Origin of the sequence: Segatella copri (genome assembly GCF_009494835.1) — a bacterium.
GTDB lineage: Bacteria > Bacteroidota > Bacteroidia > Bacteroidales > Bacteroidaceae > Prevotella > Prevotella copri_F.
The window spans coordinates 122,118-137,445 of the sequence record NZ_VZBE01000087.1; the positions used below are offsets into that span (position 1 = coordinate 122,118).

A 15,328-nucleotide genomic window follows, 5' to 3' on the forward strand; every position below is an offset into this window, starting at 1 on the left:
GTGAAGAACGAAAAGTGAAGAATTCATTTGTTTTTCGCTCTATCATATATATAATAAGGTAGGGATGAGTCCTCAGCGGCTTATCCCTATTTAGGGTTAAAATAACGAAAGGTTATTCTAAATAACAATGGCAGAAATAGAGAAAGAACAGAATCAGGTTGTCAAGGATGTGATAGACCAGAAATACGAGTATGGTTTTACCACCGATGTACATACTGAAATCATAGAAAAGGGTCTCAACGAGGATGTTGTGCGCCTGATCTCGCAGAAGAAGGGAGAGCCAGACTGGATGCTCGAATTTCGTCTGAAAGCCTACAATTACTGGAAGACGCTCAAGGAGCCAAAGTGGGGACACGTTCACGTGCCACCTATTGACTACCAGGAGATTTCATACTATGCCGACCCTTTGGCAAAGAAGCCAAAAAACAAGGAGATTGATCCTGAGTTGGAGAAAACATTCGACAAACTCGGTATTCCTCTGGAGGAACGTCTGGCTTTGAGCGGTACCGCCGTAGATGCCATCATGGACTCTGTGTCGGTAAAGACTACTTTCAAGGAGAAACTCCGTGAGAAGGGCGTCATCTTCTGCAGTATTGGTGAGGCTGTGAAGGAGCATCCTGATCTGGTAAGAGAATATTTGGGAACCGTGGTTCCTTATCGTGATAACTTTTATGCAGCCTTGAACAGTTGCGTATTCAGTGATGGCTCTTTCGTTTATATTCCTAAGGGCGTCCGCTGTCCGATGGAGTTGAGCAGTTACTTCCGCATCAATGCTCGTAACACCGGTCAGTTTGAGCGTACATTGATCATCGCCGATGATGATGCCTACGTTTCTTACCTGGAGGGATGTACAGCGCCAATGCGTGATGAGAACCAGCTCCATGCGGCTATCGTAGAGATTATTGTCAAGGACAATGCTGAGGTGAAATACTCTACCGTTCAGAACTGGTATCCTGGTGATGAGCATGGTAAGGGTGGTGTGCTGAACCTGGTAACCAAGCGAGGCGACTTGCGTGGTGTGAACTCTAAGTTGAGCTGGACTCAGGTAGAGACGGGTTCTGCGATTACCTGGAAGTATCCTTCCTGCATCTTGCGTGGCGACAACTCTGTAGCTGAGTTCTACAGCGTAGCTGTTACCAACAACTATCAGGAGGCCGATACCGGTACCAAGATGATTCACATGGGTAAGAACACCAAGAGTACCATCATCTCTAAAGGTATCTCGGCAGGTCATAGCCAGAACTCCTATCGAGGTCTGGTTCGTGCCACATCCAATGCCGACAATGCACGCAACTACAGTTCCTGCGACTCCTTGTTGCTGGGTAGCGATTGTGGAGCGCATACCTTCCCATATATGGATGCCCATAACGACACAGCCGTGTTCGAGCATGAGGCAACTACCTCGAAGATTTCAGAAGACCAGCTCTTCTATTGCAATCAGCGAGGTATTCCTACCGAGGAGGCTGTCGGCTTGATCGTAAACGGTTATGCCAAGGATGTGCTCAACAAGTTGCCTATGGAGTTTGCCGTTGAGGCACAGAAACTCCTGAGTGTTTCACTCGAAGGCACCGTTGGCTAAGAATAATAAGAAAGAGAGGTGGTTATGAAAAGAATGTTGTTGATGTTATTGTTAGTTGATAGCTTGAACTTAACGGCTCAAGACCTTTTCAATCATCAAAAAAATGGCTTGACGGCACAGCAAGATTCCATCGTTGCATCTTTTGTTGCGAAATGCAAGCAAGAGCAAAATGTGTATCTTCGTTGTGGTCGATATTGTCATGTTGATGAGTCTGACCCTACATTGACCAAGTCCATTATGCAGACATCGAGTTATGTTCCGCAGATGAAGGGTAAGGTCATACGACCAGGTGAGTGCTCATTTTGGGTACTAGACCCTCCTTCGTTGTTTGTGCAATGGGGCTGGGAGAAGTCACCATCTTTCTTTGAAGAGTTATGTTCCAATATTTTGAACGCATTTTTTAAGTAATAATATGTTAGAGGTAAAGAATCTGCATGCTACTATTGCAGGCAAAGAAATATTGAAAGGTATCAACCTGACTATCAACGATGGTGAGATACATGCTATCATGGGACCTAACGGTTCCGGTAAGTCAACCTTGAGCGCTGTGCTCACGGGTAACCCTCTCTATACCGTAACCGAGGGTGAGGCTATCTTCAACGGCAAGAATCTTCTGGATATGAAGCCAGAGGACCGTGCCCGTGAAGGCTTGTTCCTCTCTTTCCAGTATCCGGTGGAGATTCCTGGCGTATCCATGACCAACTTCATGCGTGCGGCTATCAATGCCAAGCGTGAGTATCAGGGTTTGGAACCATTGAACACCAGCGAATTCATGAAGCTGATGCGTGAGAAGCGCGAGTTGGTGGAATTGGACAGCAAGTTGGCTCGCCGTTCAGTAAACGAAGGTTTCTCGGGTGGTGAGAAGAAGCGCAACGAGATTTTCCAGATGGCTATGCTGGAGCCAAAGCTCTCTATCCTCGATGAAACCGACTCTGGTCTCGACGTGGATGCAATGCGTATCGTGGCTGACGGTGTGAACAAGATGCATACCGACAAGACATCTGCCATCGTCATCACTCACTACGAGCGTCTGCTCGATATGATTAAGCCAAGTGTGGTTCACGTACTCTATAAGGGTAGAATCGTGAAGACTGCCGGTCCTGAACTTGCCAAGGAGATTGAGGCTCGTGGCTACGACTGGATCAAGGCAGAAGTAGATGAGAAATAATAGGGAGGATGGCTATGCATTCAGAAAAACAATATTTAGACTTGTATCAGTCTTCTTCGAGAATAATCAAGAAGAACAGTGCTGAGGTGCTCAATGCGGTGCGCGATGCTGCGTTTGAGAACTTCCATCGTCTGGGCTTCCCTTCCCGAAAGGTAGAAAGATACAAGTACACAGATATGAGCGCCATCTTCGAGCCAGATTATGGCTTGAACTTGAATCGTCTGGAAATTCCGGTAGATCCATACGAGGCTTTCCGCTGCGATGTGCCTAACCTGAGCACTTCGCTCTACTTCGTTGTAAACGATGCTTTTTATAACAAAGCATTGCCTAAAGTAGAGCTTCCGGAGGGCGTAATTGTGGACTCTTTGAACAAGATTGCTGCAGAAAACCCTGAATTCATCGGGAAATACTACGCTAAGATTGCCAAAACCGATGAAGATGGCATCACCGCATTGAATACATTCCTGGCACAGGATGGCTTGTTGATTTATGTTCCAAAGAATGTAAAGGTAGAGCGAACCATTCAGGTCATCAATATTCTCCGTTCGGATGTAGATTTGATGGTAAACCGCCGTGTACTCATCGTGATGGAACAGGGTGCTGAGGCTAAGTTCCTCTTCTGCGACCATGCAGCCGATGACAAGAACTTCCTCGCTACTCAGGTAATCGAGGCTTATGTTGGCGAGAATGCCAGTCTCGACCTCTATTGTCTGGAGGAGACTCATTACAAGAACCGCCGTGTAAGCAACGTGTATATCGAGCAGCAGGCAAACAGCCGCGTGAACCATAACGTCATCACGCTTCATAACGGTATCACCCGCAACCGTCTTGACCTCGTATTCAAGGGCGAGGGAGCTGAGTGCTTCTGCAATGGTTGTGTGATTGCCGACAAGAACCAGGTGGTTGACAACAATACGCTCATCGATCATCAGGTGGGTCATTGTACCAGCAACGAGCTTTATAAGTATGTACTCGATGGTGAGGCACGTGGTGCTTTTGCCGGCAAAGTACTGGTTCGTCATGGTGCCCAGAAGACTATTTCTCAGGAAACCAACCAGAACCTCTGTGCTACGAAGACAGCCCGTATGTTCACCCAGCCGATGCTGGAGATTTATGCCGATGATGTGAAGTGTGCGCATGGAAGTACTGTAGGTCAGCTCAACGATGCCGCATTGTTCTATATGCAGCAGCGTGGTGTGAGCCGTGAGGAGGCTAAGTTGCTCCTTCAGTTTGCATTTATCAACGAAGTCATCGACAAGATGGAACTGGAGCCATTGCGTGATCGCCTACATCATCTCGTAGAGAAGCGATTCCGTGGTGAACTCAATAAGTGTGAGGGCTGCAAGCTTTGCAAGTAGATAATATCCTTTTAAAGGAGTTAAGTTCTTAAAAATATGTATGATATCAATCAAGTAAGAGCAGATTTCCCGATTTTATCGAGAAAGGTCTATGATAAGCCATTGGTGTATCTGGATAATGCGGCAACCACGCAGAAGCCATTGTGCGTGCTCGATGCCATGCGCGACGAGTATCTCAATGTAAATGCCAATGTGCATCGTGGTGTTCACTATCTCTCTCAGCAGGCCACCGACCTTCATGAGGCAGCCCGCGAAACCGTGCGCAAGTTTATCAATGCGCCTAAGGTTGAGGAAGTCATCTTTACCCGTGGCACTACAGAGAGTCTGAATCTCGTGGTTTCATCGTTCTGTGATGCCTTTATGAGCGAGGGCGACGAGGTGATTATCTCTACCATGGAACATCACTCCAATATCGTGCCTTGGCAGTTGCAGGCTGCCAAGAAGGGAATCGCCATCCGAGTAATCCCTATCAACGATAAAGGTGAGATTAACCTCGATGAATTCGCCAATTTATTTACCGAACGCACCAAAATCGTGAGCATTGCCCAGGTGAGCAACGTGCTCGGTACGGTGAATCCGGTAAAAGAGATGATAAAGATTGCTCATGAGCACGATGTTCCTGTCATGGTGGATGGCGCTCAGAGTACTCCTCATTTTGCTGTGGATGTACAGGATATGGATTGCGATTTCTTCGCTTTCAGCGGACATAAGATTTATGGTCCTACCGGTATCGGTGTGCTTTACGGCAAGGAAGAATGGCTCGACAAGTTGCCTCCTTATCAGGGCGGTGGCGAAATGATTGAGAGCGTAAGTTTCGAGAAGACTACTTTCGAGAAGTTGCCTTTCAAGTTCGAGGCTGGTACTCCTGATTATGTAGCTACCCACGGTCTGGCAAAAGCCATCGATTATGTTTCTGCGCTCGGCATGGATAACATTGCCAAGCACGAGCAGGAACTCACCCGCTACTGTATGGAGCAGATGCGAACTATCGATGGAATCAGGCTTTTTGGTGAGCAGGAGGGCAAGGATGCCGTTGTCAGCTTCTTGGTTGGTGATATTCATCACATGGATATGGGCACTTTGCTCGACCGTCTGGGCATCGCTGTACGTACCGGTCATCATTGCGCTCAGCCTTTGATGGACCGCTACGGCATTCTCGGCACCGTTCGTGCCAGCTTTGCCCTATATAATACAAAGGAAGAAATAGATGCGCTTGTAGCGGGCGTTAAACGAGTGGCTATGATGTTCTAAGGAAAAAACATTTTAGCCGTTTACAGCGCACGTAAAAGCCTTATTTAGCCAACTGGCGAGCGAAAGACAACCTACTGGCAAGCAAAGAACAGCCAACTGGCGCTACTGCGGACAGTTGGCTGTTTGCGTTTGGCAGTTATCAGAAAGTTGAGGTTGGAATGCCCAAATACTCTTCACTCTTCACCCATTTGTCGTAACGTATTGTTATGCTGATACTTACGCACTGAAGAGACGGTCTGACTCTTCACCCACTCTTCACCCTCTCTTCACCGCCTGGTGCTATGAGGGTGAAGAGTAGGTGAATAGTGGGTGAAGAGTTGGTGAAGAGTTGAAATGCTCTTATCTTTGTAACTGTCTTATAATTAGGTGGTTACAAAATAGAGGTGAAGAGTGAAGAGATAAACGTAAAATTCATCATAATTATGTTAGAAAGTCATTATTATAAGGATATGGTAGAGGCTGGCTGCGATGAGGCTGGCAGAGGATGTCTGGCAGGCAGCGTATATGCTGCAGCTGTGATCCTTCCTCCCGGTTATCAGAATGCCGAATTGAACGATAGTAAGAAACTCACGGATAAGAAGCGCAAGGCACTCCGCGAGCAGATAGAGCGTGATGCCATAGCTTGGGCTGTGGGTATTGTTACTCCCGAAGAAATCGACAAAATCAATATCCTCAACGCCAGTTTTCTGGCTATGCACCGTGCCCTGGACCAGCTCAAGGTTCGTCCGGAGGCAGTTATCGTGGATGGTAACCGCTTCAAACCCTACAAGGATTTGCCTTATACAACCATCGTAAAGGGTGACGGCAAGTATCTGTCTATTGCAGCTGCCAGCATCCTTGCCAAGACCTATCGTGATGATTACATGGATGCGCTGGCAGAAGAATATCCGCAGTACGACTGGAAAAGCAACAAGGGTTATCCTACCAAGAAGCATCGTGCTGCCATCAGGGAATTTGGAGTCACTCCATATCATCGCATGAGTTACAATCTTCTAGGCACAGGTGAACTCTCACTTGATTTTAAAGACTAGGCATCATAGCTGTAGTGCTATGATTTCCATATAAAAAAGCCGCTCAACAGATTTGCCTGTTGAGCGGCTTTTAATTTTGATTAGAAGTCGAGAGTGATACCCTTTTCGTCAATCTTCTTGTATGTCTTGTCGTTTACAGTCACATTCTTCGAGTTCTTTGCATCGAAGGTGTGATTCTTTGCACTAACCTTGATGTTTTCGAGCTTCACGCCGTCAGTACGGTTGATGACGATACCATACTCAGCATTGTTTACCTCCATATCCTTGATGTGGATGTTGCTTACCGGCATCTCTGGGAGACCGTTGAAGTAAGCTGCACGACGGGCTGTGCGGCAGATGACATGGTTGATGTCGATATTGCGGAAGCAAGGTGTTGTCTCGTCTACCTTGAACTTCTGTACCTTCTGGCTCTTAGCCTCATCGCCATCGTTGAGAACCTCAACGGCAGACTTGCCACCGTAATAGAGATCGAAGGTGATGACATCTGTCTGAATATCAAACATTGACATGTTGTCGATATAGATATTCTCTACTACACCACCACGACCGCGGGTACTCTTGAAACGGAGACCCACATCAGTGCCGAGGAACTGGCAGTCGCTCACCTTGATATTCTTTACGCCACCGCTCATCTCGCTACCAACAACGAAACCACCGTGCCCCTTGAATACGGTACAGCCGTTTACGATGACATTCTCGCAAGGAATGCCGCGCTTTCTTCCGTCAGCATCCTTACCACTCTTGATGCAGATACCATCATCGCCTACATCGAAAGTAGAATTGACGATGAGTGCATTCTTGCAGCTCTCCAGGTCAAGACCATCACCATTCTGAGCGTAAGAAGGGTTGCGGACCAATACATCTTCTATAAGAACGTTCTCGCACATCAGCGGATGGATGTTCCATGCAGGTGAATTCTGGAAGATAACACCATTGAGCCAAACGTTCTTGCAGCTTACGAGACTGATCATGACAGGGCGGAGGAAACGCTTGATCTCATTCCATTCTTCTTCTGAAGCTGGAGTCTTAGGCACATTCATGTTGGCACTGTTGTCTGCCTTCAATGCACCTTCTGATGGGAACCAGTAGTCAGCTCTCTTGAATGCACCGCCATGTGAAGTAATCTGCTTCCACTGTGCAGCGGTAACCTTCTGCTTCTTCAATGGGCGCCAGTATTCTCCGTTTCCGTCGATGCACCCCTGACCGGTAATCGCTACGTTGGTAAGATTATGGCCAGAGATTGGCGACTGGCAGCGGCGTGTATCCAATCCCTCGAATGATGTCTCAACAAAAGGATAGAGGGCATCATCTGGTGAGAAAAGGATGACTGCACCTTTTTCGAGATGCAGGTTGATATTACTCTTCAATACGATAGGACCTGTGAACCATACGCCCTGTGGAACGATGAGTTTACCTCCACCTTTCTGAGTCAGCGCATCGATAGCCTTGGCAAAGGCTGTAGTACAGAGAGAAGAGCCATCTCCAATGGCACCAAAGTCCTTGAGATTAACCTCATTGGCTGGGAATTGTGGACGGGTCACCTTCTCCATCTGGAATGGCAGATTCTCGTAAAGAGCATCATACTTCTTGATGTCGGTTGCCTGGGCACTTAGCGCCAACAAGCAAGCACATACCATGCTAAAAAATTTCTTCATCTATTTTTTCGGTTTGTTGGGTTATTATATATAAGCTATTTCTTCTGCAAAGATAAATATTATCTTTTGAAAAGCCAAAAATAGTAAGGCTTATTCTAAATAAATCGTTGTAAACGTTTTCGTGAAGTGGGGGATATGATAGGATGTAAGTGGGTAGATAATGATGTTATAAATGCGTATATATAATAAGGTATATAAACGAAAAAAGGAGAGAAGCGAACTTCTCTCCATCTTGGTACCCAGACCCGGGATCGAACCGGGATGGATTGCTCCACTGGTGTTTGAGACCAGCGCGTCTACCGATTCCGCCATCTGGGCAAATACCACCTTGCTTATTTGCGGTTGCAAAGGTACTAATAATTTTTGAACTGACAAACTTTTTGGTGACTTTTTTTTCTAAAAATGCATTTTTAATGCAGAAACATTAAATTTTTGTTGTTTTTATAGTCCACTTTATTAAATTTCAAGAAAATCTTTGGCACTTTCACGGATAATCACTAACTTTACAGATGAATTTTGAAAACCAACAAAATATTAGACTCAAGATATGAAGAGTAACGGAAATAATTATTGTGTGATATTGGCGGGAGGTAAGGGCCGCAGACTTTGGCCTTGCAGCCGCAGCAACTATCCGAAGCAGTTTGTCGACTTCTTTGGAGTGGGGCGCACCCAGCTTCAGCAAACCTTTGACCGTATGGCAAAGATCGTGCCTGCCGACCATATATTTATCAACACAAATGAAGAATATGTTCAACTGGTAAAGGAACAGTTGCCTGAGGTTCCTGCAGAACGGATATTGGCGGAACCTATTCATCGCAATACGGCACCTAGCATGGCATGGGCCAATCATCGCATCTCGATGCTCAATCCTGATGCTTGCATCATCGCCACTCCTTCTGATCAGGCTATCTTCAATGAAGATGCTTTCCGGGAGAACGTATTGGAAGGTCTGGCTTTTGTGGCAGAACATGACCGTTTCCTGACGATGGGTGTGAAGCCAACCCGTCCTGAACCTGGATATGGATATATTCAGATGGGTGAAGCTATCGGCAACGGATTGTACAAGGTGCAGTCGTTTACAGAGAAACCGGAAAGAGAGTTTGCCAAGATTTTTGTAGAGAGTGGAGAGTTCTATTGGAATACGGGTTTATTCCTTTCTAATGTGAAGTATCTGCGTGAGTGTTTCTGCAAGATTCTGCCCCCTGTACTCCGTGATTACGATAAACAGTATCCCGAATTCAGTGTGGAGACTGAGAACGCTTACATGAAGGAGAGTTTCTCTTCTTATCCGAATATCTCGGTAGATTTCGGAATACTTGACAAGCCTAGCAATGTCTATATGATGAAGTGTGACTTCGGCTGGGCTGATCTGGGTACCTGGCACAGTATCTACGAGGCGATGCAGAAGAGCAGCGATGACAACGTGGTTGTTGACAGCGATGTGATGATGGAGAATTGTCACAACAATGTAATCAAGTTGCCTAAAGGAAAGCTGGCTGTATTGAACGGACTGGATGGTTTCATAGTAGCCGAGAATGACAATGTATTGTTGATATGCAAGAAAGAAGATTCTTCTGCCCTGGTGCGTAAATATGTAAACGAGGTACAGATGAAGAAAGGCGATGAGTTCGTCTAAGCAAGAGCTTATGAAATAAAGATATAAAAAGAGCTGCGAAGCATATTCGCAGCTCTTTTTCTGTTTGAAACTTCTTGCATTTAAAGTTTCTTGAATTCTGTATAAATCTTATCAGCAATTTCCTTGAACTCTTCCTCTGTGAGTTTGAGATGCTCCTTGCGGAAGTTTACATCAGCTTCGCTGTTCATTGGGATGAGGTGGATATGGGCATGAGGAACCTCCAGACCCAAAACAACCTGCGCCACTTTCTTGCATGGGAAGGCTGCCTTGATAGCCTTGGCTACCTTCTTGGCGAAAACCTCAAACTCAGCCAGGTCTTCGTCTTCCATATCGAAGATGTAATCAACCTCCTTACGGGGAATTACCAGAGTATGACCTTTGCCGATAGGGCTAATGTCGAGGAAAGCATAGAACTTGTCGCTTTCTGCACACTTGTAGCTAGGAATCTCTCCTGCTGCAATCTTTGAAAAAATGCTTGCCATAATCGCTAATCAATTTATAATTAATAATTTATAATTTACAATACATATTATCTTATTCTCTTTTTGATGTCGTTGCATCGGCTACTTTCATTTTCTATAGAGTATATCGGGTAGGCTTACATATAACATAAAAGGAACCGTCATACGGGCATTGCTGCCGATATGATAGTTCCTTTTATTCCGTTTTATTCAAATGAAATCTTGTCGATGCGAAGGTTGATGGTGCCGCGAGGAATCTTGATTTCTGCAATCTCACCTACCTTCTTGTTGAGCAATCCCTGTGCGATAGGAGTCTTGATGGAAATCTTGCCTTCCTTCAAGTTTGCCTCGCTCTCGCTCACGATGGTGTAAGTCATCTTTGCCTTGTTAGCCATGTTGGTCATCTCTACCTTCGACATAATCTGCACGCTGTCGGTGCTGAGCTGCTTGGTATCGATAATCTTGGCCTCGGCAATGGTGAGCTTCAGGCGATTGATCTTATCTTCCAGATGAGCCTGTGCCTCTTTAGCGGCATCATACTCAGAATTCTCACTTAAATCACCCTTGTCGCGGGCTTCAGCAATTGCGGCTGATGCCTTAGGGCGCTCTACAGATACGAGCTGTTTCAGCTCAGCTACGAGTTTGTCGTAGCCTTCTTGTGACATGTAAGCCATAATCTTCTTGTTGTTTTAATGTTATTAATAATCGGTTGGCAAGTAGCATAAAAAATAAAGAATTCCAGTGCCAGTGAAGCACCGGAATCCTATATCTGTATTTATGTCTCTTGTTTATCCTTTTGTGTATAATTCGAATGCAAAGATAGGACTTTATTTTCGTATCACCAAACTTTTTGGGGGAAATTTTAAAAATATCCTCCTTTTTCCTTCACATAGTTCATTAATTCGCTAAAAATCTGATTATTGCGCAATATCTCCGGGTTGCCTGTCATAATCATCTGCTTTCGGGCACGGGTGATGGCTACGTTCAGCTTGCGGTCGATAATGGCGCCGTCTTCTACGAAACTGTTGCCGGCAAGGAAGTCGAGCTGCCAGATGTTCTGGATGGTGAAACTGTAGATGATGACATCTCGCTGGCTGCCCTGGTACCGCTCTACGGTATCGATACTGATTTTCTCCAGTTCCGGAATGCCGAGCTTTTCGATGCCTTTGCGCACCATGGCTATCTGGTTGCGGTAAGGAACGATGACGCCTACCGTCTTCTTGGCATCGAAACGCTCTCCATAGAAGCGGTGGATGCGGCGAAGCAGGTCTACCACGATTGCTGCCTCGTTGGCATTGATCTTATCAGATACATTCGGTTCCTTGCAGAATTTGGATGGGAGGAATATCATGCGGTGCTCCTTCAGCAGGTCGTCGAGCGCATCTTCTGATGGGAGAGTATATGACAGCTCCGTCTCCAACTGGTGTGGACATGGCACGGGTTCCAGTTTCTCCCGACGGTAGAACATCCGGTTAGGAAACTCTGCAATCTCGGGATGCATTCTGCCTTGGCGGCGCAGAATGCCGATGAATTCGCTGCGCTCTTCGTGATCTTCCCAATGAATCAGACGCTCGAAGAGGGAGTTGCGGCAGTTGGTAAGACAGATGTCCTGCAGGATGCTCATGTCGATGATGCCACCTTTCTGACTGTCGTTGATGGTAGGAATGCCTGAATCCTGCTCGCTCTGCTGCACCACGGCTGGCAACTGCTTGTAGTCGCCGATGAGGATAAACTTATCCACGGCAGACAGGAGACCGATGAGATTTGGCTCCAGTATCTGGCTCGACTCGTCGATGATGGCAAGCTTGAAGTGCTTCAGCGAGAAGATGAACGGCTTGGAGGTCATCATCGAAGTGGTGCCCACGATTACACGCGTTCCTATTATATATTGTTTGATGGCTTCGAGCTTCGGACAGTCGCTGATGGCTTTCTCTATCAGATAAGGGCGGAACCGCTCATCGCAGGAGTATTCGCTGCCGAGGCGAAGGAATGGAATGCCGGAATCTACCAGCATCTCGCAGATTTCATCCACGGCTCGGTTGGTATAGCTCATCAGGAGAATAGAGGATGCAGGCTGATGCGCCGCCTTGCCTCCAGCGGTGATGCTTTCTGCTGTCGGCATTCCCGTTCCGTCGTTCAGTGCTTCTTCTACCATAAACTTCAGGGCACGGCTGGTCTTTCCTGTTCCCGGAGGTCCCACGAGCAGGAAGTAATCCTGTGCCTGCTTGGCACGGAGAATGATATCGTCGAGTACATCATCGTAGTGTCTGGTCAATGTCAGCGAAGTATCTCTTTGCGGAGCACGTTGTCCCAGCAGCAGGTCGCGCTTCTCCTTTGGTGCACAGATAAACTGGTGCAGGTTGCGGATGCTTCCGCCTGTTGATGCATCGCTCGTTCCATGTTCTATGGCGTAAGGCAGATTCATCTCGAAAATATCGGCATTCTGCTGTCCGTCGGTGAGATGCACCACAATCTCATCGCTGTGAATCTCCTGCAGTACACCTTTATATAATATAGCCTTTCTTACGTCGGGTTCTTCCTTCAGCTTGTAGGTATAGAGATATACCATGTCGCCGATGCGGAAGTTGGGCAGGAAGTCCTTGCCCTGGTCGGGCACGCTGAGGGTGATGGTATCATATCCGCTTCCTGCGCTGCTCTGTTCCTTCCGGATGATGTGCAGGTCGGTATAGATATTGCCGGCATCTTTCTTTTCGGCGAGCGGCATGGTCCAGAGGTCGGAACTCGATGTGTTCGTTCCTTCCTGTGCGCCCACCTTGCTGATCATCTGTTCCCGCAACACGAAGGTCATCATGCGGCAGAAGTAGGCTTCCTCTAATGGAGAGAGGGTGTGGAGCGGACTGGTGATGGCTTCTATCTGCGGCTTCAGATACTTGTTGTAGAAGAAGTCCTGTGTGCCTGCTACATTGAGTACATCGGGTGTAAACTCGTTGAGTGCATGTTCAAAACCTTCCTTGGCTATTTCGAAAGAAGCGGCTACCAGCTGGTTGCGGTAAGTGATGGCTTCCTGGAAGAGCTTGTGGTAATACGCTACTACCATCAGTCCGTCTTGCGGCTGATACTTGGAGTAGAGCAGACGGATATTCACGCGGTCGTTGCTCAGCTTGAAGTTGTGCTGCAATACGCCATAGTAGAGCAGCAGCTGCACATAGTGTGGCTCCAGCTGATAACTGTGATAACCCGGATCTACCTGATGGGTTTCGATATTCATGTTGCGTCCCGATTTCTGCTCCACCAGCAGTTTGCAGTCAGTGGTCATCAGGTCCACACGTCCCTGTATGCCGAGTGCTTCGCAGACGAACGAAGGTTCGAGGATGGCTTTCTTCCTGTCGTAAAGACTTTCGCCACGGAAGGCTGACATCTGTGCCTGCGATGCGGTGCGGGGAAAGAGAATATCCACTACCTGCTGCAGATTGAATGCCTGCTGGTTGGCATCGGTATAGAATTTCTTGGCATCAAACCAGGGACAGGTACAGAACTCCAGTGCTTTCTCCCTGAAATTCGTCTTTATGGTTTCGTTCATTTGATATTTGCCGTTTGTATTGATGATGTCATCCAGCGCCGCGCCGGCAAAGTTACCGAGCAGGGTAGCCTGGGTGTTGGCACGGGGCTTCATCTGGTTCAGCAGATAGAGCAGGGGATGATGACCGAAAGCCGTAAAGCAGGTGGCAATGCTACTGATATCTACCAGATAATCGGGTTCCACCACGATGAGTCGGGGGGTGATGATGGGCTGTTTCACCTGACAGTCGAGCAGGTTGAGCTGCATGCCTTCCTTCAGGATATCCCAGAGGTAGGTATGGTCGATATGGTTCTCTTCATCTTTCAGCTGAACGAGATATTCCTCTTCATCAGCATCCTGGTCAATATCCACACGGATGAAATCGCTGTCCCAGTTCTTCACGATGCAGCGGATGCGGCGGTTGTTGATTTCCAGTCCTTTCTGATAAGGGCGGTTGGTATGGGGAATGAGCACGTTCAGCTCGTGGGGAACATCCATTCCGAATACGGCAGAGATGAAGATGGCTAGGGCACGTGCATCATATTTCAAATCTTCGCTTGAGAGCGGTTCCTGCGAATTACTGTGCCGGCGCATGGTCTGGATGGCAATCTTGTCTGCCACCTTGATGCCGTGAGCCTTACAGAGATAATCCACCTGGGAGAAAAGGTTACCGAAAGCCTGTTTCGTTTCCTTCACTCCTTCGTGGCAGCAGAGGATGAGCGTATCGTGCATCATCTTGTTGCGTGTCTTCGGCTCCAGTTCGGGGAGTATCAAAAGTTCTCTTACCCTAAGGAAGAGTTCTGCGGCGCTGATATTGTTTTGATTCATAGGCTACAAAGTTACGAAAATTATAACTACTCTTATAATAAAGGTATTTATAATTATTGATAATTAACTGTTGAACAGGAATGCGTATTTAAGGAAATTTAGGGCGTTCGTGCAAAATATGTAGTAAAGTGTCGGATATTCGTGCGAAAAAGTGTATCTTTGCAGCATAAGTACTAAAAAATAATGCAAGAAATGCTTGCCGTATCATTTCTTTTTTGTATATTTGTAGCCCCCAATTGAAAAGAAGGGGTATTATTAATCTAAAAATATTAAACAATGACAAAGGAAGAATTGATGCATAGAGCCATTGAGCTCTCAAAGAATAGCGTGAAGACGGGGGGCGGACCTTTTGGTGCTGTGATTGCCAAGGACGGTATTATCATCGCTGAGGCTTCCAACAGTGTAACCATCGACCTCGACCCTACGGCTCATGCCGAAGTGAACTGTATCCGACAGGCTACCCGCAAACTGAAGACCTTCAATCTGGAGGGTTGCGAAATCTATACCTCCTGCGAGCCTTGCCCGATGTGCCTGGGTGCCATCTATTGGGCACATCTCAACCGTATCTATTATGCCAACGACCGGAAGGATGCGGCAAAGATAGGTTTCGATGATGAGTTTATCTACGAGGAGATAGACCGCAAGATAGAAGACCGCCACAAGCCGATGATTGCCCTGATGCGCGATGAGGCGCTCGGTGCTTTCCGCATGTGGGAGGAAAATGCGGAAAAGACGGAGTATTAATGAGATAAGATAAAAAGGGAAGGTTGCACGGAATATGAACCGCAGCCTTCCTTTTTTCGTAGATTCTTCTTGTATTCTATCATGCTGGATAGAGAAA

General features: G+C 46.9%; 12 protein-coding genes and 1 tRNA gene. 8 read left to right on the forward strand and 5 right to left on the reverse strand.

The genetic code is table 11. The features are described from left to right. Positions 1-127 precede the first annotated feature (127 nt). The 6 genes from sufB (at position 128) to F7D47_RS13205 (ending at position 6,387) form a co-directional block, all read left to right on the forward strand. Positions 128-1,579 (forward strand): Fe-S cluster assembly protein SufB, encoded by a 1,452-nt coding sequence (gene sufB, locus F7D47_RS13180; protein WP_022120773.1) that lies wholly within the window; start codon positions 128-130, stop codon positions 1,577-1,579. 24 nt (positions 1,580-1,603) lie between these two features. Beyond that, on the forward strand, positions 1,604-1,987 hold the full coding sequence (locus F7D47_RS13185; protein WP_134842989.1) for a hypothetical protein: 384 nt from the start codon (positions 1,604-1,606) through the stop codon (positions 1,985-1,987). 4 nt (positions 1,988-1,991) lie between these two features. Beyond that, positions 1,992-2,747 carry a Fe-S cluster assembly ATPase SufC gene (gene sufC / locus F7D47_RS13190; RefSeq protein WP_022120772.1) on the forward strand — a complete coding sequence of 252 codons (756 nt, stop codon included), beginning with the start codon at positions 1,992-1,994 and terminating at the stop codon, positions 2,745-2,747. A gap of 14 nt (positions 2,748-2,761) precedes the next feature. After that, complete coding sequence (gene sufD / locus F7D47_RS13195; RefSeq protein WP_153085258.1) at positions 2,762-4,105, forward strand: Fe-S cluster assembly protein SufD; 1,344 nt, start codon at positions 2,762-2,764, stop codon at positions 4,103-4,105. 36 nt (positions 4,106-4,141) lie between these two features. Next, the gene (locus F7D47_RS13200) at positions 4,142-5,356 is read left to right on the forward strand and encodes an aminotransferase class V-fold PLP-dependent enzyme (RefSeq protein ID WP_117695266.1); all 1,215 of its coding nucleotides are present in this window, start codon (positions 4,142-4,144) and stop codon (positions 5,354-5,356) included. A 422-nt stretch (positions 5,357-5,778) separates the two neighbouring features. Next, positions 5,779-6,387, forward strand: a complete 609-nt coding sequence (locus tag F7D47_RS13205; protein WP_153085257.1) for a ribonuclease HII — start codon at positions 5,779-5,781, stop codon at positions 6,385-6,387. An 80-nt stretch (positions 6,388-6,467) separates the two neighbouring features. On the opposite strand, the gene F7D47_RS13210 is transcribed toward F7D47_RS13205, so the two are convergent. Both F7D47_RS13210 and F7D47_RS13215 read right to left on the reverse strand, forming a co-directional pair. Beyond that, positions 6,468-8,042, reverse strand: coding sequence for a glycoside hydrolase family 28 protein (locus F7D47_RS13210; RefSeq protein ID WP_153085256.1), 1,575 nt, complete (start codon positions 8,040-8,042; stop codon positions 6,468-6,470). A gap of 233 nt (positions 8,043-8,275) precedes the next feature. Next, positions 8,276-8,360 (reverse strand) — tRNA-Leu (locus tag F7D47_RS13215). A 229-nt stretch (positions 8,361-8,589) separates the two neighbouring features. Here F7D47_RS13215 and F7D47_RS13220 point away from each other — a divergent pair. Next, complete coding sequence (locus F7D47_RS13220) at positions 8,590-9,678, forward strand: mannose-1-phosphate guanylyltransferase (RefSeq protein WP_119236006.1); 1,089 nt, start codon at positions 8,590-8,592, stop codon at positions 9,676-9,678. Positions 9,679-9,758: 80 nt separating this feature from the next. Here the strand turns inward: F7D47_RS13220 and F7D47_RS13225 are convergent, their stop codons facing one another. The 3 genes from F7D47_RS13225 to F7D47_RS13235 form a co-directional block, all read right to left on the reverse strand. Continuing rightward, positions 9,759-10,160, reverse strand: coding sequence for an HIT family protein (locus tag F7D47_RS13225; RefSeq protein ID WP_022120766.1), 402 nt, complete (start codon positions 10,158-10,160; stop codon positions 9,759-9,761). Positions 10,161-10,345: 185 nt separating this feature from the next. Continuing rightward, positions 10,346-10,813: a transcription elongation factor GreA gene (gene greA, locus F7D47_RS13230; RefSeq protein WP_022120765.1), complete on the reverse strand. Its 468-nt coding sequence runs from the start codon at positions 10,811-10,813 to the stop codon at positions 10,346-10,348. A gap of 188 nt (positions 10,814-11,001) precedes the next feature. Then, complete coding sequence (locus F7D47_RS13235; RefSeq protein WP_153085255.1) at positions 11,002-14,487, reverse strand: DEAD/DEAH box helicase; 3,486 nt, start codon at positions 14,485-14,487, stop codon at positions 11,002-11,004. Between the two features lie 276 nt (positions 14,488-14,763). Here F7D47_RS13235 and F7D47_RS13240 point away from each other — a divergent pair, with 276 nt between their 5' ends. After that, positions 14,764-15,231 (forward strand): nucleoside deaminase, encoded by a 468-nt coding sequence (locus tag F7D47_RS13240; RefSeq protein ID WP_153085254.1) that lies wholly within the window; start codon positions 14,764-14,766, stop codon positions 15,229-15,231. Positions 15,232-15,328 lie beyond the last annotated feature (97 nt).